The 19372-nt window shown below is 58.2% G+C and carries 19 protein-coding genes; 10 read left to right on the top strand and 9 right to left on the bottom strand.

What is annotated here, in order from left to right; genetic code table 11:
• Positions 1-47 precede the first annotated feature (47 nt).
• Complete coding sequence (locus AUC45_RS06710) at positions 48-890, bottom strand: glycerophosphoryl diester phosphodiesterase membrane domain-containing protein (RefSeq protein ID WP_067600173.1); 843 nt, start codon at positions 888-890, stop codon at positions 48-50.
• 80 nt (positions 891-970) lie between these two features.
• Here AUC45_RS06710 and lipB point away from each other — a divergent pair, with 80 nt between their 5' ends.
• Positions 971-1663: a lipoyl(octanoyl) transferase LipB gene (lipB, locus tag AUC45_RS06705; protein ID WP_255356286.1), complete on the top strand. Its 693-nt coding sequence runs from the start codon at positions 971-973 to the stop codon at positions 1661-1663.
• Positions 1660-2079 (top strand): hypothetical protein, encoded by a 420-nt coding sequence (locus AUC45_RS06700; protein ID WP_067600170.1) that lies wholly within the window; start codon positions 1660-1662, stop codon positions 2077-2079. Before lipB ends, AUC45_RS06700 begins: the two co-directional genes overlap by 4 nt.
• Before the next feature lie 16 nt (positions 2080-2095).
• Here AUC45_RS06700 and AUC45_RS06695 read toward each other — a convergent pair whose 3' ends face one another.
• Complete coding sequence (locus tag AUC45_RS06695) at positions 2096-3208, bottom strand: alkene reductase (protein ID WP_067600167.1); 1113 nt, start codon at positions 3206-3208, stop codon at positions 2096-2098.
• Between the two features lie 66 nt (positions 3209-3274).
• Between AUC45_RS06695 and AUC45_RS06690 the strand changes: the two genes are divergently transcribed.
• Positions 3275-4204 (top strand): DMT family transporter, encoded by a 930-nt coding sequence (locus AUC45_RS06690; RefSeq protein WP_067600165.1) that lies wholly within the window; start codon positions 3275-3277, stop codon positions 4202-4204.
• Here AUC45_RS06690 and AUC45_RS06685 read toward each other — a convergent pair.
• From AUC45_RS06685 to nadA, 3 genes are all read right to left on the bottom strand, one after another.
• Positions 4171-5490, bottom strand: a complete 1320-nt coding sequence (locus tag AUC45_RS06685; protein ID WP_067600161.1) for a DUF2254 domain-containing protein — start codon at positions 5488-5490, stop codon at positions 4171-4173. The two genes, AUC45_RS06690 and AUC45_RS06685, sit on opposite strands and share 34 nt — an antisense overlap.
• Before the next feature lie 86 nt (positions 5491-5576).
• A complete protein-coding gene (locus AUC45_RS06680; protein ID WP_067600159.1) occupies positions 5577-6404 on the bottom strand; it encodes a hypothetical protein in 828 nt (275 codons plus the stop codon).
• A gap of 11 nt (positions 6405-6415) precedes the next feature.
• A complete protein-coding gene (gene nadA / locus AUC45_RS06675) occupies positions 6416-7420 on the bottom strand; it encodes a quinolinate synthase NadA (protein WP_067600156.1) in 1005 nt (334 codons plus the stop codon).
• A gap of 105 nt (positions 7421-7525) precedes the next feature.
• Here nadA and AUC45_RS06670 point away from each other — a divergent pair, with 105 nt between their 5' ends.
• A complete protein-coding gene (locus AUC45_RS06670) occupies positions 7526-9133 on the top strand; it encodes a class I adenylate-forming enzyme family protein (protein ID WP_067600153.1) in 1608 nt (535 codons plus the stop codon).
• 26 nt (positions 9134-9159) lie between these two features.
• Here AUC45_RS06670 and AUC45_RS06665 read toward each other — a convergent pair whose 3' ends face one another.
• Positions 9160-9450: a hypothetical protein gene (locus tag AUC45_RS06665; protein ID WP_156423779.1), complete on the bottom strand. Its 291-nt coding sequence runs from the start codon at positions 9448-9450 to the stop codon at positions 9160-9162.
• A 155-nt stretch (positions 9451-9605) separates the two neighbouring features.
• The gene (locus tag AUC45_RS06660) at positions 9606-10484 is read right to left on the bottom strand and encodes an MBL fold metallo-hydrolase (RefSeq protein ID WP_067600146.1); all 879 of its coding nucleotides are present in this window, start codon (positions 10482-10484) and stop codon (positions 9606-9608) included.
• A 162-nt stretch (positions 10485-10646) separates the two neighbouring features.
• Here AUC45_RS06660 and glpK point away from each other — a divergent pair, with 162 nt between their 5' ends.
• Positions 10647-12119: a glycerol kinase GlpK gene (glpK, locus tag AUC45_RS06655; RefSeq protein ID WP_067600143.1), complete on the top strand. Its 1473-nt coding sequence runs from the start codon at positions 10647-10649 to the stop codon at positions 12117-12119.
• Here the strand turns inward: glpK and AUC45_RS06650 are convergent.
• Both AUC45_RS06650 and AUC45_RS06645 read right to left on the bottom strand, forming a co-directional pair.
• A complete protein-coding gene (locus tag AUC45_RS06650; RefSeq protein ID WP_067600139.1) occupies positions 12116-12577 on the bottom strand; it encodes a DUF1465 family protein in 462 nt (153 codons plus the stop codon). The two genes, glpK and AUC45_RS06650, sit on opposite strands and share 4 nt — an antisense overlap.
• A gap of 244 nt (positions 12578-12821) precedes the next feature.
• Entirely contained in the window at positions 12822-13019 is a 198-nt protein-coding gene (locus tag AUC45_RS06645) for a YdcH family protein (RefSeq protein ID WP_067600136.1), read from the bottom strand.
• A 324-nt stretch (positions 13020-13343) separates the two neighbouring features.
• On the opposite strand from AUC45_RS06645, the gene AUC45_RS15515 reads away from it, so the two are divergent.
• From AUC45_RS15515 to tilS, 5 genes are all read left to right on the top strand, one after another.
• Entirely contained in the window at positions 13344-13499 is a 156-nt protein-coding gene (locus AUC45_RS15515) for a YdcH family protein (RefSeq protein WP_082701014.1), read from the top strand.
• A 124-nt stretch (positions 13500-13623) separates the two neighbouring features.
• Positions 13624-15894, top strand: coding sequence for a phosphoenolpyruvate--protein phosphotransferase (gene ptsP, locus AUC45_RS06640; RefSeq protein ID WP_067600133.1), 2271 nt, complete (start codon positions 13624-13626; stop codon positions 15892-15894).
• Between the two features lie 134 nt (positions 15895-16028).
• A complete protein-coding gene (locus AUC45_RS06635; protein WP_067600130.1) occupies positions 16029-17147 on the top strand; it encodes a helix-turn-helix domain-containing protein in 1119 nt (372 codons plus the stop codon).
• Positions 17148-17336: 189 nt separating this feature from the next.
• Entirely contained in the window at positions 17337-18296 is a 960-nt protein-coding gene (locus tag AUC45_RS06630) for a tol-pal system YbgF family protein (RefSeq protein WP_067600127.1), read from the top strand.
• Positions 18297-18323: 27 nt separating this feature from the next.
• Positions 18324-19346 carry a tRNA lysidine(34) synthetase TilS gene (tilS, locus tag AUC45_RS06625; protein WP_082701013.1) on the top strand — a complete coding sequence of 341 codons (1023 nt, stop codon included), beginning with the start codon at positions 18324-18326 and terminating at the stop codon, positions 19344-19346.
• The last annotated feature ends 26 nt before the right edge of the window (positions 19347-19372 follow it).

Raw genomic sequence — 19372 nt, 5'->3', positions numbered from 1 at the left:
CCGCTAGGCGAGGGCGCGCGCGCTTTCAATCACGCGGTTTGCGTAATTTACTCAAATGTCGCGGCAAGCTCGTCTTCGCTGGGGCCGGCAAGTTGTCGATGTATCGCTGCGTAGATCGCAGCAAAAAGCGCACCAACGACGCCATTGGCAAGCGCGGTGACAAAGCCATTTCCAATCGCGGCCACGCTTCCGCCAAGTGCTGCAAATACGACTCCAAACAGCGACTGCACCAGCGCAGAAATGATCCCGACCAGCAGGAAAAGCAGCGCCAGAAACAGAAGAATGCGCAGCGAATTGCCTTTCGTAAGGCGCCATGACCGGCTTAGCGCCTTTAATGGGTTAAACTCTTCCTCAATCGCGATGACGGGCAAAACGAGCGTGAATTTGATCACCATGTAGAAAATGGCAACGGCACCCACCAAGACGAGCAAAACGGCCACGGCAGGCGGGAGGAAGGCGGTAGCAAGGCCAAGCGGAAGTCCAATGATGATACCGCCGATCAGAGCCATCAGGATAAGCGTGACGATATAGATCGGCATCGATTTCAGCCCCGTCATCAGGGCCTCTGCGACCGTGGGCTTACGGCGATCGGTAAGCAGCGCGATCAGGCTAAGAGTGCCAAAGAACTGGATCAGCGTAACACTCACAATGAAAGGCCAAAAATCGGCATACATTTGCATCATGCTTTCCTGCATGATCTTAAAGACGGTTTCGGGATCGGCCCCTGTAGGAATGTCGGGCTGTTCGGGTGTGATCGTTTCCGGCGCGAGAAGAGCCATCGCGAAATAGGGCAGAAACAGAAACAAGCCTGCTATCGTTGAGACGGTCACCAAGTTGGCACCAAGCATATTTGCCGTTTCGGTCCAGGCTTTTCCCATGTCGAGTTTCATTGCAAATCCCCTTTTCGCGAATTGTCGCGAAGTGCAAATCGCCCTTGCCTTATCGCGCCATTGCAAGCAAGCGCACACACATGGCCAGCCTGTCTACAGACACAGCAAACGTGGCAATGCCGATTGAATGGCGGCGCGAGGAAACCCTTGTGCCCTACACGCGCGCGCTCGAGGTGATGGAAGAGCGTAATGCGGCGATTGCCGAGGGCACGGCGTCGGAAATGGTGTGGTTGCTCGAACATCCGCCCGTCTACACCGCCGGGACCAGCGCTGATCCTGCCGAGCTCATCAATCCGCAATTTGATGTGATAAAGGCCGGGCGCGGTGGGCGTTACACTTATCACGGGCCGGGCCAGCGCGTTGGCTATCTGATGCTCAATCTCAACAGCCGCGGCAAGGATGTACGCTGCTTTGTCCACGCGATTGAAGGCTGGGTGATTGCGACATTGGCCGAGTTCGGAGTGACTGCCTGGCGCGCAGAGGGGCGGGTAGGCATCTGGACCAAGGATATTGACGGGCGCGAGGCCAAGATTGGCGCAATCGGAGTACGGGTGCGGCGCTGGGTGACAATGCACGGATTTTCGGTCAATCTCGATCCCGATCTTTCGCATTTCAGCGGCATTGTCCCGTGCGGGATTGACGAATTCGGCGTCACCAGCATGGCTCGCCTTGGCAAGACAGTATCGAATGCCGAATGGCATGCGGCGTTGAAAGCGAACGAAGAGGGTTTTCTTGACGCGCTTGGCGGTGATGCCCGAAAGGGTTGCGCATGAAGAAAAACGTGCTTGCCCTGTTCTCTGCTCCCTTGTTTGCTCTCGCGGCATGTAGCGATGAGGCTGCGTCTGATGGCAGCGGCACCGCAGAGGAAGGCGAAGTCGTGGGCGATGTGCTGGGCGGATCAATCAGCGATGATATGCTGCCGCTCGATCAACTCACATCGCAATCCCCATCGGCGCAGGAAGATCCTGAAGGCGCAGCTAGCACCACTCAAAGCGAGAGCAGCGGATCATCGCAATCGTCGGGAGAGAACACATCTGCGCCTTCTCCCGAACAGAGCACGCAAAGCACCGAAACGTCTACACCCGCAGTTGCTCCCGCAGCCACTCCCACGCCAGCGCAACCCATCGCGCCGCGTCCGACCAGCGCAGCACCAACTGTCGCGCCGCCGACAGACGGCGACGGACAGTAGTCAGCGCTTCAAGCGTTTAGCTCGCCTGCGCAGCTTGCTGTTCGGCGAGCGTTGGATAGTCGACATATCCTTCGGGAATTGGGAAATACCAGCTTTTGGGCACGTCCTTGTTAGGCGCAAATTCTGCGCCAACCTTGATCCTATGAGCGAGGTCAGGATTGGAGATATAGGGACGGCCAAAACTGACCGCGTCGCAGCGTCCGCTTGATACATCGGCGTCTGCTTCTTCTGCGGAATAGTCCGAGTTGAGGATAAGAGCGCCTTTATAGATTTCGCGGATCAGTGCGTCCTGTTTAGGCACATCGGTTTGACCAAATGTACCATCGGGGCCGGGCTGACGCAGCTCGACAAAGGCGAGGCCCAATTCCTCGCAAACTTTCGCCGCCGCGCCAAAGATGGATGCTGGATCGCTGTCGTCTGTGCCTTGGCTGTCGCCATTGGGCGACAATCGAATGCCGACACGGTCTGCTCCCCACACATCAATCAGCGCTTCCAAAATCTCGCGCATGAAGCGGGTGCGGTTTTCCGGGCTGCCGCCATATTCATCCGTGCGGTGATTGGTCCCGTTGCGCAGGAATTGATCGACCAGATAGCCGTTGGCGCTGTGCAATTGGACGCCATCAAAGCCTGCGATTTTCGCGTTCTCTGCAGCGCGGCGATAGTCGCCGATCGTGCGCTGGATATCCTCATGTGTCATTGCGCGCGCGGTGGCGTATTCCTGCCGCCCTTCGGGAGTGTGCGCTTCGCCCGGCGCTTTCGTTTCGCTGGCTGAAAACGGGCGTTCGCCGCCAAGAAAATATGGCGCAACAATCCGGCCCATATGCCACAGCTGGCACACGATCAGGCCACCTTCCGCATGGACAGCTTCGGTGCTCGCTTTCCAGGCTTCGGTCTGTTCAGCGCTCCAAATACCGGGCGCAGATGGCCATCCCAATCCTTCGGTGCTGATCCCGGTCGCCTCGGTCAGGATCATCCCCGCATTGGAGCGCTGGCGGTAATACGTCGCCATCAATTCGTTGGGTTCAAACATCGGATCGGCCGCACGCCCGCGGGTTAGCGGCGCCATAAAGATGCGATTTTTCGCCTCAAGCGCGCCCATTTTCAGCGGTTCAAACAGCGAATCGTGCATTACTTACCCCTTGTGTCATATTCGTCTTGGCTGTTCACTTGGCGTGGGGCTGGCTAGGGCGCAAGTATGCAAAACGCTGCATCGCCAAAAGCAAATCTATCTCTTGGCCGCTCAGCCCTCCTGCTTGCGGGCCTGCTTTTGGGCAATGCGGCGCTGGCTTTGGGGCCGTGGCTTGTGAGATTAAGCGATACCGGTCCAGTTTCAGCCGGGTTCTGGCGCGTTCTTTTGGCGCTGCCATTTGTGATCGTGTTTGCGCGGGCGGCCGGTCAGAAACTGGGCGGAATGCCGCGCCGCACGCTTTTCTTTGTGGCGATTGGATCGGTGGCGTTCGCGCTCGATCTTGCAAGCTGGCATATCGGTATTGGCATGACGCGGCTCGGCAATGCGACCCTGTTTGGCAATGCTGGATCTTTCGTGCTGCTCGTCTGGGGTTTCCTGATCGCGCGCAGCCTGCCGCGCGGGGCCGAATGGGTGGCGATTGTCTGTGCTGTGGCCGGGGCCGCCATCCTGATGGGCAGAAGCCTTGAGATCTCGACCGAAACGCTGATCGGGGATTTCTTCTGTCTGACGGCTGGCCTTCTCTACGCCGTCTACCTTCTCAATCTGCAAAATGCGCGCGGCCAATTCGGATCGTGGAGCCTGCTTGTCTGGGTAAGCTTATTCGCGTGCCCCGTCCTGCTGGGTCTGGCGCTTATATTGGGAGAGCCTGTCTGGCCCACCGATTGGACCCCGATACTCATCCTCTTCATCACCAGCCAGCTCATCGGGCAGGGATTGCTTGTCTATTCGCTTGGCCATTTCCCGCCGCTAGTGATCGGCCTTGCCCTGCTGACGCAGCCAGTCATCGCCGCAATCATCGGGTGGAGCGTTTTTGAAGAGGTTCTGAGTGCGATTGATATTCTGGGGATGATATTGCTTGGTAGTGCGCTCGCCATTGCGCGGGCTGGCGGGGTGCGTGCGGCTCAACCGCGCATGGCGTCGTCAAATTCGCGATAGCGCGCCTCAACCATGGCGAGATCAGGCCCGACCAGCGCCATTCGCGCCTGTTCGACCAGCAAGCGTGCCTGATCGCGCAGCACATCAATGCGCGGTTGGTGGGACAGGGGTGCAGCCGCGTTGGCAATCACGTCGAGCATGACGCGGGCCGCATTGGGGCTCTGCGCTACGGCGCTGCGGATCGATCCAAAGCTGCGCATTGCATAGTGCTCAAAATCATCGGGACAGGGTATGATCGGGCAGTCCTCGGCATCCTCGCTGCACACGTCCTTGCGCAAATCGCGCCGCGCGATCTCGCTTACCGAAGCGCCCAACCAATGCAGCGCGGTGATCGCGGTGAAGGGATCATTGATGCCGGGTGAGAGCGCTCGAAGCCCAATCTCGACCAGTTCATCGATCAGGAATTGAGGATCTTGTTCCGGTGTTCGGGTGGGGCCCAATGTGAAGTATTCTCGAGCGGCTTTGGCAAAGGCTTCCACATCGCCTCCCTTCACATCCATCAACACAAGATCGCGGTGGACGAAGTCACCCGTCCTCACTTTGAGCGAGACCACGCAGCCAAATTCGCGCGCCTTTTCTTCCAGATCGGCAAAATCGATCATCTGGACATAGCCGACATCGCGCGCCTTGATTGCTTCCCCGCCTTCAGCTTCGCGCGCATCGCTGAATTCGTCTTCTACCGGGTATGTTTTCTTGATAGTGCTGAGGAGGCGCTGCCCGATCCGCTCAAGAACCTTGTTGATCCGAATGGAGCTTGGGACATGGTGCAGAAAGAATACGAGCACTCCCACGCACAACCCCATGAGAACATAAGCGACCAGCAGCGAAAGCTGGGGCGCAAATCCAGGTAGGGCGGTGGCCGCGGCATCGATACTGGAGCTTGGCGTTTCATCTTCGGCCCGCACACTTCTTAGGACGATCAGGGCATAGACAAAGCTGCCGATAAACGTGCCAAGGCTGATCTGATTGCCTTTGTCCTCCAGAAAATTGGTGAGGAGACGCGGACCGTACGTGCCGCTGGCATAGGTGACCGCGACCAGCGTGATCGAGAAAACGGTGGAAGCAACGCCGATCATGCTGCCTGCAATAAGCGTCAGGATATCGGCGGCCCCTTTGGGCCTGATCGGCACCAGCCAATCATAGTCGTTGAGGAACTGCGCACCGCCTGAGCGGTCAATTGCGACCATGGCGATCGCAAGCAAGGCCGCGAGAGCTGAAAACAGCGCCGGATAAAACCAGTAATTGGCGTTTAGCCGTGCCCAAAAGAAACGGATTTCAGCGGTCATACGCAATGCAACGCACGACTGTGCAAATCGGGCATCAATGTTGCGGGATGTCAGATCAGCGCCAGACGAGTGCTACAGTGCGGCGGTTACTTGCCGATGACCCGAGCGCTCAGCCAGTAATCACCCACGATCACATTGCCGCGCTTGGGCGGCGTATCGACCGCATTATCGTCGAACACGACATTGATGGTGCCACCACCCTGAACCTCAACGAGGGTCCGCCAATGGCTCACCTCGTCTTCGGTTGTCATCAATTCGGCTTCGATCACTTTGCCGGCAAAGCTGGCGCGCGAGTGAGTGATTTCTCCGAAAAGGCCTGACGGGATGAAGAAATCAGAGGCAAGCTGCAATTCCGCTTTGCGTGAAGCCTGCGCTTTCAGGAAATCCTCGGCCGACGAATAGATTTGAGGGGCAAAGACGAACGCGGTGAGGTCAAGCACAACGTCGCGTCGAGGGCCATCCTTGGGAAAATTCGCCGCTTCACGCGGATCGGCGAGTTCCACTATCAAGGGGATTTCGAGATCGCTGAAAGTGACAGCGAGCTGGTATTCAAACGGCTCCCATTCCTTATCCGATACACGGCCTTCGACGGTGGCGGGGAAGCGGCTTTTCCCGACAAAGGCGGGATTTGCCGTGATGATGGTGGCATCGTCTCCATCGATGCGCAGGCCCACCCAGACCTGACCGCCATTATCCTTTTGCTGCACACAGGCCGCATTGCCGCCATCCAGCTCGTGCATCTCGCAATTCGCGACGACATCGCTGATCGCGGCGTGATAGCTGTCGGCATCGGAGAGATCGACGTCGAAGCCGATCATTGAGAAATTGGTCGTCGATTGCGCGCTGACGGGCGCGGCCGCAAAAATGGGTGCCGCAAGGGCCAAAAGGCCGCAAAGGGCCGCGCGCATGCTCATCACCGGTATCCCTAGCCGTCCGACTTCGAAAGGATACGGCCGAGATCGCCCTGACCGACAGTGCCTTTGGCAAGTTCGAGCATGGCATCGAGACTCTTCTTCGCTTTCAGTCGAAGCTCTTCCTCGATCTCGATCCGGGGTTCCAGATCGCGCAGCGCGACATAGAGCTTTTCCATCGTGTTGAGCGCCATGTACGGGCAGATATTGCACGAACAATTTCCGTCTGCGCCAGGCGCTCCGATAAAGGTCTTTTCCGGCAGCGCCTTTTCCATCTGGTGCATGATGTGCGGCTCGGTCGCGACGATCAGCGTGTCGCCTTCGAATTCCTTGGCGAATTTCAGGATACCGCTTGTTGAACCCACATAGTCAGCATGATCGACAATCGTCGGCGGGCATTCAGGGTGCGCTGCTATCGGCGCATCGGGGTGCTGCTCTTTAAGCTTCAGCAATTCGGTTTCGCTGAAAGCTTCATGCACGATGCATACGCCAGGCCAAAGCAGCATTTCGCGATCAAACTTGCGGCTGAGATATCCGCCAAGGTGCCGGTCAGGGCCGAAGATGATCTTCTGATCCTTGGGGATTTGCTCGAGGATTGTCTCCGCGCTCGAACTCGTCACAATCACATCCGACAAGGCTTTCACCTCGGTCGAACAATTGATGTAAGTGAGCGCAATGTGATCCGGGTGCGCTTCGCGGAAGGCCTTAAATTTTTCCGGCGGGCAGCTGTCTTCAAGGCTGCATCCAGCATCCATATCGGGCAGCACAACTGTCTTATCAGGCGACAGGATTTTCGCCGTATCTGCCATGAACTTCACACCGCAAAACGCGATCACATCAGCATCGGTATCGGCAGCCAATTGCGAGAGCTGCAGCGAATCTCCGATGAAATCGGCGATGTCCTGAATATCGGGCGTCTGGTAATAATGCGCGAGGATGACGGCGTTGCGTTCTTTGCGCAGGCGATCAATCTCGGCGAGGAGATCTGCTCCGCTAGGGATTTTGGATTCAACGCTCATGCTTAGGCCCCGTAATTGGAATCGCCCGCGATATAGGCAGGACTGCACAGTTTTGCGAGTGTTTTGGCGGTGAGTTGTGCTAGCCTCCGCACAGGGGAGAGAGACATGTACGCACTCGATTTGAAAGAGGCCTATTGTCCGGCGCAGGCTGATACGGACTATGCCGAGCGCACAATCGAAGGGATGCTGCGCGAACAGGCGGAGCTGCGGCCCGATGGATTGGCTTTGCGCGAACTAGTGGCAGATGGCAGTGTGGGGCGCGAATGGACCTTTGCCGAGCTGCTGTCCGAAGCCGAGCGCGCAGGGCGAGCGCTGGCCTCGCGCCATCCTGCTGGCACGCGGATTGCCATTATGGCGGGCAATTGTCCTGAATGGGTGATGGTGCAATTGGGCGCGGCACTCGCCGGGCTGACCATTGTCACCGTCAATCCCAGTTTTCTGGCGCGCGAGGTGCGCTATGTGCTTGAGCAATCGGGGGCTGAGGCGGTCTATTATCAAACGAATGTGCGCGGATCCGCGCTGCGCCCGATTGTCGATGAAGCAGCCGCTGGCCTTCCCGCATCAGGGCATATCATCGATATTGAGGATCACGGCGATTTGTTCGCAGGCGAGCATGACGGGGAATTCAGGCCAAGCGACCCCAAAGACATAGTGATGATCCAGTACACGTCGGGCACAACCGGCTTTCCCAAAGGAGTGCTGCTGCACCAGCACGGCCTTGTCCAAAGCAATTACGATGTGTTCCATCGCTGGGGATTGTCGGCTGGCAAGACGGTGGTCTGCCCGTTCCCGCTTTTCCACACAGCAGGCAGCGCAGTCTGCGTGCTCGGCACCTTATCGCATGGCGCGTGCCTGATGCTGGTGTCGGTCTTCGATCCTGTGGCTGTGGCCAAAGCGATTGAGCGCGAGAAGCCCGAAATTGTCGGCGGTGTATCAACTATGATCTTCGCTATCATCGAAGCGGCCAAAGCAACCGGCACAAATGTCAAAGTTGTCGAACAAATCATCAGTGGCGGTGCGATGGTGCAGCCCGAACTGAACCGCGCATCGCAAGAGGTGTTCGGCGTGCCGATACTGATCGTTTACGGCCAGACGGAAACATCGCCCGCAATCACGGCTGCGTGGCCGACCGACACAGGCGCCGAGTTAACCGAGACGATTGGCCAGCCGTGCTCGCACATGGAAGTCGCGATCAAAAACCCAGATTCGAAAGAGGTTTGCGCTGTCGATGAGCAGGGCGAGATCTGCATGCGCGGATACAACATGATGGTCGGTTATAACGACAACCCCAAGGCAACAGCGGAGACGATCGATGAAGATGGCTGGCTGCATACAGGCGATTTGGGCAGCATGTCGTCGCGCGGCTATGTGAAGATTACAGGGCGCGTCAAAGAGATGATCATCAGGGGCGGCGAAAACCTGTTCCCCGCCGAAATCGAAGCTCAGATGCTCGAACATCCTGCCATTGCCGATGTGGCGGTTGCAGGCGTGCCTGATGAAAAATGGGGCGAGATTGTCGCGTGCTTTATGCGGCTGGCCGAAGGCGCTGAGCGGCCTTCCGATGATGAGCTGAAGGCGTTTGTGCGCGAGCGTTTGTCACCGCAAAAGACCCCTGCGCACTGGGTGTGGATAACGGAATTTCCCCTCACGGGATCGGGAAAAATTCAGAAGTTCGCGCTTGCTGAGAGCTTTGTGAAAGGGGAATTGGGTTAGGTCCGCTGGCGATCCAGATTGCGAAGTTAGAACACAGTGATCTTTCCGTCGGCGTCGAAGATATGGCCGCACTCATACATTCCGACTTCGGTGAAAACCTTGAGAACGTCACCGTCGCCAAATCCAATAGTAAGAGTTAGCGGCTCTACTGAAATCATGCTCACCTTTTGTTGACACAGCCGCCGCAGACTGACCGGCTCCAAACCGTCGCCATCGTGATGATGGCGCCACACCTTTCCCATTCGATCTATATGCTCAAACGCCCACTCGACGTTCAGCTGCGCTTGATCAAAGTCGAAATGAGTTTGCCAACGCATTAGCGTAACAGTCCTCAACTCGCATCCCACCAGATACCTAATTTCGTCGGGACTTGGGAATGAATGCATCGCACGACTACTGCTCAATTAGCGTTTAACAACAATGTCCGCTTGCCACCCAATCTTAGAACAATCTAGCCTGACGTTGGCTCCAGTCAGACCGCTCGCCATACCTCGCCCTCGGCGGTGGCCATTCCCCGTCTGTCGAGATCAATCAAATGCGCGGTCACGCTCAATTCCGCTGCGGGGATCAGGCGTTCGTCGAGGCCTTTGTACATCTCCGGGATGAACTCTTCGACCGGCCTTGCCCGCTCTCCCAGCAGCCGCAAGATCTGGTTTTCACGCTGACGGCGGTGGCCGATCATGCCGCGCACCAATTGTTTGGGCTTGGTGATCGCTTCGCCATGGGCGGAGTGGTACGTTTGATCATCGCGCGCCATCAGTTTTTCAAGGCTCGCCATGTAATCGCCCATATCGCCATCGGGCGGGATGACGACACTGGTGGACCATCCCATCACGTGATCGCCGGTAAAAAGTGCGCCCGATTCCTCCAATGCAAAACACAGATGATTCGATGTGTGGCCGGGTGTGGCAACTGCAGTAAGCGTCCAGCCGGTGCCGCGCATCTGCTCGCCATCTTCCAGCACACGGTCTGGCGCGTAAGTCTCATCAAAGGCTTCATCAGCGCGCGGATGATCGCTTTTTAAAACCAGCGGCGCGCAACCAACAATCGGAGCGCCTGTTCGTTCGGCAAGCGGCGCGGCGGCCGGTGAGTGATCACGGTGCGTATGCGTGCACATGATCGCGATGATCTTGCGCCCGGCAATTGCCGCTTCGATCGCGTCGATATGGTTGCCCTCGTTGGGCCCCGGATCAATCACCGCGCAATCTGGGCCGTGCTCTTCGCCCACTACATAGGTTTGAGTGCCGGTGAAGGTATAGGGCGACGGATTGGGCGCGAGCACCCTTGCAACCAGCGGTTCGACCAGTTCAGCTTTGCCGGTGGGCCATGGCTTGGGAGGTATCTTGGGCATCGCATTAACCTATGCAGGTCAGCAGCCATCCTGTCGAGATGCCGCCCACCAGCAGCAACTGACGAGCAAGCTTACATGCACCACTATCCCTTGCGCTTGCGAGAGGGGGTAGGGGTGGGTAAGCGACCGGAAATAAAGTGAAGTAGCATCACCGGAGAGAGCATGGCTGACTACATCTTGGTTCTGGACGAAGGCACAACCTCGACCCGCGCCATGGCATTCGCCAGCGACGGTGTTCTCGCCGCAAGCGCACAGGCTGAAATCACGCAGCACTATCCCAAGGCCGGCTGGGTCGAACATGACGCCGCCGAAATCTGGGACAAGACACTTCAATGCGCGCGCGATGTAATCCCGCGGGTGGGCGGGGCCGCTTGTATTGCTGCCATCGGTATCACCAATCAGCGCGAAACGGTCGTCGCCTGGGACACATCCACTGGAGAGCCTTTGACCCGCGCAATCGTGTGGCAGGATCGGCGTACCGAGGGGTTCTGTGCCGAATTGCGCGATGCGGGCCGCGAAGCCGACATTCAAAGCCGCACCGGCCTGCTGCTCGACCCTTACTTCTCAGGCACCAAGATGCGCTGGATGCTCGACAATGTGCCCGAGGTTCGCGCTGCTGCTGACAATGGCACTTTGGCATTTGGCACGATCGAAAGCTGGCTTATCTATAAGCTGACTGGTGGGGACAAGCATATCAGCGATGCGAGCAATGCGAGCCGGACTTTGCTGATGGAGCTTTCGAGCAGCGGCTTTGATAAGGGGCTGTGCGATATGTTCGGCGTTCCTCATGCCGCTTTACCGGAAGTGGTCGACATGTCGGGCGCACTCGGGACAACTGGTGTTCGCCTGTTCGGGCGCGAAATTCCGATTACAGGAATTGCCGGCGATCAACAGGCCGCAACGATTGGGCAGGCCTGCCTGTCACCGGGAGAAACCAAAGCGACCTACGGCACAGGCGCGTTTGTGCTCGCCAATGCGGGTAAAACGCCGACCAAATCCGATCATCGCCTGCTCACTACGGTTTTGATGCAGATTGGCGGGGAGCGCACCTATGCGATTGAAGGGTCAGTGTTTGTCGCCGGATCGCTCGTTCAGTGGCTTCGCGATTCCCTGGGGATCGTCGATGTAGCCAGCCAAACTGAGGAACTCGCCCGATCAATTCCCGATAGCGGCGGCGTGACAATTGTGCCCGCGCTTGCAGGCCTTGGCGCGCCCCACTGGCGGGCCGATGCACGCGGCGTCATCACAGGGCTGAGTTTCGCAAGCGGCAAGGCCGAACTGGCGCGCGCAGCCTTGGAGGCAATGGCTCACCAAACCCACGATCTCGCCCAAGCCTTTGCCGCCGATGGCGCGGAATGGGAAACTCTGCGGATTGATGGCGGGATGGCCGCTAACAATTGGATGGCGCAGGATATCGCCAACGTGCTGGGCTTAAGAGTTGAGAGACCTGACTTTGTCGAAACCACTGCACTGGGCGCGGCCATGCTCGCAGCGGCTGGCGTTGGGCTTTGCGCTGACATCAACGAAGCGGCAGAAGCGATGCGCGGCAAGCTGACGCAATTCACGCCAGATATGAGCGAGGATGTCAGAAGCGATCGATTGGAACGCTGGCGAAAAGCGCTGAAAGCAGCTTAAGCGAAATCGCTCAGCCGCCGCTCAAGTCGCCCCTGAAAGGCGCGGGCAGGCGAGCTAACCTCAAAATTTTGGCGCCACGCCTGATCGAGCCGGGCAATACGCTGGTGCAGTTTTTCCGTTTCCGCGATCAGTTCGCACGTCTCAGGCTCCAGCCGTTCCAATTGTTCAGGATCAGCGCCGCGATCGGCGGGTAAGGCTCCATGCTTTCGCACCTGCTGCTCGCTCAATTCGCCAGCGAAGAAAGCGCGCTGGTTTAGCAGCCATGCAAGCACATGCATCATGCGGGTTGTGGTGCGCAGGCCTTCGGTGGAAAGCGCCAGACGCACCATCGAATCCTGCCCCTCATCCGGCTGTTTCGCGCCAAGAGCAAACACCGCGCGCACGTCGTCAGTCAGGACGAGCGCTTCTGTATAAAGTGCCTCGATAATCGGGCGGGAAAGGCTGGATGTGCGCGGCATATCTGTTTGAGCTAGTCAGATGATGGCGCAATCGCCAGCGCACTTCTTGGACTATCCCGACCTAAACTGGGACCGTCCCTCAGCGGGACAAACGCGGTAGCATCGCCTTAACCATTACATCGTGCAGAATGCCTTTGATGCCAACGAATTGGCGGCGGGAAAGGTTGCAATCCACAGGCGGCAGCCCAAGCGAACATTTCGAAAAAATGTATTGTCTTGGGGGGGACGATCAGTGGGTTTCCGGTTATGCGATGATATCGGGCAGCAGATTATCCTCAATCACGGCGATCTGATCTTTCAGCCGCAATTTGCGTTTTTTAAGGCGAGCGATCTGCAGTTGGTCCTTCGCTCCCGCTTCCGTGAGCGCGGTGATCGCAGCATCAAGATCGCTGTGTTCCGTGCGGAGCAATTCGAGCTGTTTTTTAAGCTCAGCCTCATTCATTTAGTCGCGCCCTTATGAGGTTCTTTCAGACTGGCTTTGCGAGAACCAGAGTATGCAGACCTATGTGTCTGCCGCAGCGTTTGAATGCAACTGGAATAAGGGCCCATTGCCCATTGATTCTGCGGTCATCAGGTTCTTTTTCAAAGCTCTGACATACGTAACCCACACAATTGACCGCGCATTTCCAACGGCGGTTCGCATTCGTTTATTGTAAGAGCTTTTCAAGACGGGTCGCATGTGGTTTTCTTGTGTCTGGCGACTCGCTCGCTTGACTGCCGAGTCGCTCCAACGGGGGCATCCCCCCGCAATGACAGGAGAAACTATATGGCATCGTCACACGTCAATGCACTCCAATCCAAACATGCAGGCCTCGAAGCGAAATTGCGCGATGAAATGGCCCGCCCCGCACCAGACGCAGCGATGATCCAGTCTCTTAAAAAGCAGAAATTGCGATTGAAGGAAGAAATCGCACGAAATTAGCCTAAGCGCTTTTCTTTTCTGGCGATTTCAACGCCGGGTCTGCGGGTGAAAGCTCGCATTCCCGGCTGCATAAGGGCTGTCCCACTTTGATTTTATATGCCGCTCTGGCTAGACCAGTCATTGCATGAGTGCAGCAGCTTCCGCCCGTCAGATTCTCACACGCCTACACGAGGTGATGGCCTCGCGCATGCATGCGCAGGGCAAGCTTGATCGCGTCGTTCAGATTGTCGGCGAAAGCCTGACATCCGAGGTTTGCTCAATCTATTTGCTGCGCGAAGGCATGTTGGAGCTTTTTGCGACACGCGGACTCAATCAAAGCGCGGTTCACGTCACCCGCATGGCGATAGGTGAGGGGCTGACAGGGACGATTGCCGACAATGTAGAAACGCTGAACCTTGCAGAAGCAAAGGCGCACCCTGACTTTCAATATCGGCCCGAAACCGGCGAAGACAAATTCCATTCCTTCGCAGGTGTTCCGATCGTCTATCGTGAGCGCGCTGTGGGCGTTTTGTGCGTCCAGCATGTCGATCCGCGCCGATATGAAGACGTAGAAATTGAAGCCTTGCAGACCACAGCTATGGTGCTTTCAGAGCTGATCGCCAATGCTGAACTGGTCGATGAGGAAGACGTTTTAAGTCTTGGTGGACGTGAGACTGGGCCGCAGACGCTGACGGGTCTGACCCTTGTAAAGGGGCTTGGGACCGGACAGGCCGTGTACCACCAGCCTCGCGTTCAGATCACACAGGTGATGGCTGAGGATATCGAGGCCGAGCGACAGCGCGTTTACCGCGCGTTCGACAAGATGCGCGAGCAGATCGATCACCTCGCCGGTCAGGCGGAATTCGGTGTGGGCGGCGAACATGAAGAGGTGCTCGAGACCTACAAGATGTTCGCCTATGACGAAGGTTGGTCACGCCGCATCAACGAAGCGATTGATTCAGGTCTGACAGCTGAAGCGGCCATCGAACGCGTGCAGCAACACACCCGCATGCGCATGCGCGAGATTGACGATGCGCTGCTGGCTGATCGGATGCACGATCTGGAAGACCTCGCCAATCGCTTGCTTCGCATCGTGTCGGGCCAATTGGGCACCGCCGCATCGCAAGGCCTTCGCCGTGACACGATCCTGATCGCTCGCAATCTTGGCCCTGCGGAATTGCTCGAATACGACCGTCGCCGCTTGAAAGGCGTGATCCTGGAAGAGGGGTCGCTCACCGCGCACGTCGTGATTGTTGCGCGGGCCATGGGCGTGCCCGTCCTGGGCCGCACTCAGGGCGTGAGAGGCGCTGTGCGCGAAGGCGATGAAGTGCTGCTCGATGCCACCGCCGGGCAAGTCACCGTGCGCCCATCGACTTCCGTTTCGGAGGCATTCGCCGCGCGCTTTGCCAAGTCGCGCGAAAAGCAGGCGGCATACGCTGAATTGCGCGATGTCGAGCCGACGACCAAGTGCGGCACGCGTATCGAAGTGATGATGAATGCAGGCCTGCGCGATGATATGAGCGCGCTTGCGATGACCGGTGCAGACGGCGTCGGGCTGTTCCGGACAGAATTTCAATTCCTCGTCTCCGCCACACTGCCCCAGCGCGAACGCCAGATGAAGCTCTACCGCGACGTCATTGACGCAGCGGGCGATAAGCCCGTCATCTTTCGCACTGTTGATATCGGCGGTGATAAGGCGGTGCCCTATCTCGCCTCCGATGTGGCGAACAATGATGAGAACCCGGCTATGGGCTGGCGCGCCTTGCGACTGGCGCTTGAACGCGAAGGTCTGATGAAAGCGCAAGCGCGCGCTCTTTTGGAAGCTGGCGCGGGCCGATCGCTTTATGTGATGTTCCCCATGGTTTCCGAAGTGTGGGAATTCGACGCGGCAAAAGCGGTGTTCGACGAACAATTGCAATTCCTTCGTTCGAAGAAAAAACAAGTGCCCGATGCGATCCATTATGGCGCGATGTTGGAAGTGCCAGCCCTCGCCGAAATGCTCGATCTGCTTTTGCCCAAACTTAGTTTCCTATCGGTCGGGACCAATGATCTCACCCAATTCCTGTTCGCGGCTGACCGGGCGAACCCAATGCTGGCTGAACGCTATGACTGGCTGAGCCGACCCATTATCCGGTTTTTGCGCCGTGTCACACGCGATACCGAGGGCAGCGGCATCTCGCTTGGCGTGTGCGGGGAGATGGGCGGACGCCGGTTGGAAGCTTTGGCGCTTCTTGGCATCGGGTTTCGCCGATTGTCGATCACGCCTGCCGCTGTCGGCCCGATCAAGGAGCTTATCTGCCAAGTCGATCTGGCCGAGCTTGAAAGCGCGATGGAAAAGTTCCTCGCCGATCCCGGCGTGCATTTGCGCAGCGCCTTAAGCGATTGGGCGGCACAGCAAGGCATAGAATTCGACTGATAGTGTCGATTCATTGCGCAGCGCATAAACATTGATTGCGCGTTGACATAACTTCACAATCCTTGACAGACATACCTGTACTGGTGTGGTAACGCGCAAGCGGATCAATCAATTGCGGACGATAAGACCGGGTCATGGATAGCGAGCAAGAAACAGGCGAGGGCGAATCCATCGCCGAAAACGAGCCTGCTGGCGCTCCTCTGGGGCCAGGTGAAAAGCTGCGCGCTGCACGGCTCGAAAAAGGTTGGGACCTCGCCTTTATCGCCGCTGAGACCCGCATAGCGACCCACCATCTCGAAGCGCTCGAGAAGGAAGACTTCGACCATATGGCATCGCGTGCCTACGCGATCGGGTTTGCGCGCAATTATGCCCGCGCCGTAGGTCTCGATGAAACCGAGATCACCGATGCCGTGCGCGCTGAAATGGCCGATGAAAGCGAGCGCCGCGCAGCTATCACCGGCGGGATGGAGCCGGGCGATCCGGCAAAGCTGCCATCGGCAGGGCTTGCATGGTTTGGCGCGATTGCCGCGATCATTCTCGCAGCCGGCGTCTATGCTTTCTACACAACCTATTACGCATCCGGCCCGGGCCTGGGATCGCTCCTGGCGGATGGAGACGAGGCCGCCGAAGGCGAAACGGAAACCGCTTCTACCCCGCAGGAAGAGGCAATAAGCGCAGATGGCCAAGTGGTGTTCACCGCGCTCGATGATGAGATCTGGGTTCGTTTCTTCGTTGAAGATGGCGATGTGCTGCTCGAAAAAACATTGATGCGCGGCGACACGTTTGAAGTGCCGCGCAATGTCCCTGACGTGCAGCTCAATACAGGCCGTCCGCAATTCCTTCAGATCACGATCGACGGACAGCCAGTTCCAAAGCTGGCTGATCAGCAGGTAACTCTGGTTGAACCCGTGTCTGCGGCTGCCCTGATTGAACGATTTGCGCTGAACACGGCGGCACCTGCACCCGCCGAAACAAATACGGCTCCAGTCGCCAGCCCCAATCCGACGCCGAGCACCGCACCTGCCGCGCGGCCAACGCAATCCGCTCCAACACAGCCAACGCCGCGGCCATCTCCGACCCAGCCTGCACCGTCAAACACGGCTGAGCCTGAAGCGGAGGCGCCTCCGCAGGCTGCTCCGGCAGAAACGGAAACCGAGCCAGCTCAAACCGCGCCTGCACCTGCCCCGCAAGAGACGAGCCCGCCTGCAAGCGAGCCCACCCCGGAAGTCGAAGAAACCCCGCCCACGCGCTGACCTGGGTAAAAATCCCACCGAATTGAACCCGATTTCCTTGGGATTTCGCGTATGCCGCTCTCGACTTGGCCGCAGCGTGGGCGCAAGGATTCGGCCCATGTTCAGGCGCGCGCTGCCATAATCGGCACATTCCAGCGGCCACGAGATTAGGAGCAAGATCAAGCCATGCCCATTGCAAGGAAATCGTTGATGTCGCCACGTCAGCTCGCCCATACAATTGGCGCAGGCTGCGCTGCCCTGGCTGTGCTCGCGCTGCCAGTTCCGTCCGTCGCACAGGACAATTCAGAAGCGCGCCTGCGCAAAATTGAAGCCGAAATCCGCGCCTTGCAGCGCAACGTATTCCCCGGCGGCGACGGGCGCTTTTTTGAACCGCAGATCTCGCCGGAAACGGGCGCTCAGGAAGGGGCAGCCAACACGGCAAACCGTCCATCGACCACTGCCGTCACCGATATTCTCGCCCGGCTCGATGCGATGGAAGCGCAATTGCAGCGCCTTACCGCTGTTAGTGAAGAGCAGTCCAACGCCATCGCCTTGATGGATGAGCGGATCACCGCAATGGAAACGGCGGGCACACTGCCCGATCCAATCGGAGACCTTTCGAGCGATGCCAGCGAGCCGGCAGAAACCACGAGCGCAGTCGACAGCAATCTTTCGGCGCAAGGGGCCGGCGATGTGGTTGATGCGGGGGCGACTAGTGTGTCAGGCCCATCGGCAGAGCGGCTTGCCGCCGTACAGGCCATCACCAAGCCCCAGACCGATGACGCGGGCGATGATGAATACTCTTACGGTTTTCGCTTGTGGGATGCAGGCTTCTACCCGGAAGCGCGCCAACAGCTCACCAAGTATGTCAAAGAGTATCCCTCGCATTTCCGCGTGACGTATGGGCGCAATCTACTGGGCAGGGCGTATCTTGATGATGGAATGCCTGAAGATGCAGCGCGTTGGTTCCTCCGCAATTATCAGGCGGACAAGACTGCGCGCCGCGCGCCTGATAGTCTCCTTTTCCTGGCTGAAAGCATGATCGAGCTGAACGATACCACGCGCGCCTGCATCGCCTTGGCGGAATTTGCAGAGACATATCCGGCGGTCGCCACCGGGCGTTTGGCTGATCAATACCAGTCCAATCGGCAAAAGGTCACTTGCACTTAATCACTCGCTGATCCAGCAATCGGGGCGATGACTTTGCCTCGTACTATTGTGCCTGTCAGCGATGACGAGGCTATCGCGCGGATCGAGCGCGACGTCGCTTTGCTGTGGCCAAAGGCGGCGAGGACAGGCCCGCTCGGCCTTGCAGTTTCCGGCGGGCCAGACAGTCTTGCCCTGCTGCTCCTCGCCCATGCCGCTTTGCCTGGAGAAATCGCTGTGGCGAGCGTCGACCATGGCCTGCGCGAGGAAGCGGCAAGCGAAGTTGCTTTGGTCGGGGAGATTTGCGCCGCGCTCGATGTGCCGTTCACACCGCTTAAAGTGGAGATCTCTCAAGGAAACTTGCAAGCCCGAGCGAGGGAGGCGCGGTATCAGGCACTGGGCGAATGGGCCGAAAAACGCGAGCTAGGTGCGCTTGCGACAGCGCACCATGCCGATGACCAAGCCGAAACGCTGCTGATGCGGCTCTCGCGGGGCAGCGGCTTGGCGGGCCTAGCCGGTGTGCGGGCCAGCTCGCATGTGCCCGGACATGAAGACGTGCTCTTAATCCGGCCTTTGCTGGGTTGGCGCAAGGCGGAGCTACAGGAAATCGTCGCGTCAGCCGGTATCACTCCAGCGCTCGATCCATCCAACCAAGACCCCAGCTTTGACCGTGTCCGCGTGCGCGAGCATCTGGCTGAGCACCAGTGGCTCGATCCCAAACAACTTGCGCAAAGCGCCTCCAATCTGGGTGAGGCGTGGCTGGCTCTCCAATGGTTTGCCGAGATCGATTGGGAGGACATGGTTCACCGCGATCCCAACGGGCAAATGACAATCACCTATTATGCTAATGTTCCCCGCGCGATTGCAGTGGAAACGATCATGCGGATTGTGGGCGAGCTGGGTGGGATGGTGAGCCGCGCAGAGGCAGGCCGAGCCTTTGATCGTTTGTGGCAGGGGGAGAATGCATCCCTTGGCGGGGTGCTCGCCATTCCCGGCATCGAAAAACTGGACAAGATCGGCGTGGATATGCGCGCCTGGAGGTTCTCACCCGAGCCACCGCGCGCTGTGCATTGAATTGAAGCCGAGCCTACCTAAGGCTC

Origin of the sequence: Erythrobacter sp. YT30 (assembly GCF_001542875.1) — a bacterium.
Classification (GTDB): Bacteria; Pseudomonadota; Alphaproteobacteria; order Sphingomonadales; family Sphingomonadaceae; genus Erythrobacter.
Note: the sequence above shows the minus strand (reverse complement) of the source record. Positions and strands in the feature narration are given on the sequence as shown.

Bases quoted from the DNA above. Each gene is read 5' to 3' on its own strand.
- AUC45_RS06665 (WP_156423779.1), bottom strand. From the start codon at position 9,450: ATGCGTTGGCAAACTCATTTCGACTTTGATCAAGCGCAGCTGAACGTC.
- glpK (WP_067600143.1), top strand. From the start codon at position 10,647: ATGGCTGACTACATCTTGGTTCTGGACGAAGGCACAACCTCGACCCGC.
- AUC45_RS06700 (WP_067600170.1), top strand. From the start codon at position 1,660: ATGAAGAAAAACGTGCTTGCCCTGTTCTCTGCTCCCTTGTTTGCTCTC.
- AUC45_RS06660 (WP_067600146.1), bottom strand. From the start codon at position 10,484: ATGCCCAAGATACCTCCCAAGCCATGGCCCACCGGCAAAGCTGAACTG.
- AUC45_RS06670 (WP_067600153.1), top strand. From the start codon at position 7,526: ATGTACGCACTCGATTTGAAAGAGGCCTATTGTCCGGCGCAGGCTGAT.
- AUC45_RS06630 (WP_067600127.1), top strand. From the start codon at position 17,337: ATGTCGCCACGTCAGCTCGCCCATACAATTGGCGCAGGCTGCGCTGCC.
- AUC45_RS06690 (WP_067600165.1), top strand. From the start codon at position 3,275: ATGCAAAACGCTGCATCGCCAAAAGCAAATCTATCTCTTGGCCGCTCA.
- AUC45_RS06645 (WP_067600136.1), bottom strand. From the start codon at position 13,019: ATGAATGAGGCTGAGCTTAAAAAACAGCTCGAATTGCTCCGCACGGAA.
- nadA (WP_067600156.1), bottom strand. From the start codon at position 7,420: ATGAGCGTTGAATCCAAAATCCCTAGCGGAGCAGATCTCCTCGCCGAG.
- AUC45_RS06650 (WP_067600139.1), bottom strand. From the start codon at position 12,577: ATGCCGCGCACATCCAGCCTTTCCCGCCCGATTATCGAGGCACTTTAT.
- AUC45_RS06685 (WP_067600161.1), bottom strand. From the start codon at position 5,490: ATGACCGCTGAAATCCGTTTCTTTTGGGCACGGCTAAACGCCAATTAC.
- AUC45_RS06635 (WP_067600130.1), top strand. From the start codon at position 16,029: ATGGATAGCGAGCAAGAAACAGGCGAGGGCGAATCCATCGCCGAAAAC.
- AUC45_RS06710 (WP_067600173.1), bottom strand. From the start codon at position 890: ATGAAACTCGACATGGGAAAAGCCTGGACCGAAACGGCAAATATGCTT.
- lipB (WP_255356286.1), top strand. From the start codon at position 971: ATGGCCAGCCTGTCTACAGACACAGCAAACGTGGCAATGCCGATTGAA.
- AUC45_RS06695 (WP_067600167.1), bottom strand. From the start codon at position 3,208: ATGCACGATTCGCTGTTTGAACCGCTGAAAATGGGCGCGCTTGAGGCG.
- tilS (WP_082701013.1), top strand. From the start codon at position 18,324: ATGACTTTGCCTCGTACTATTGTGCCTGTCAGCGATGACGAGGCTATC.
- AUC45_RS06680 (WP_067600159.1), bottom strand. From the start codon at position 6,404: ATGAGCATGCGCGCGGCCCTTTGCGGCCTTTTGGCCCTTGCGGCACCC.
- ptsP (WP_067600133.1), top strand. From the start codon at position 13,624: ATGAGTGCAGCAGCTTCCGCCCGTCAGATTCTCACACGCCTACACGAG.
- AUC45_RS15515 (WP_082701014.1), top strand. From the start codon at position 13,344: ATGGCATCGTCACACGTCAATGCACTCCAATCCAAACATGCAGGCCTC.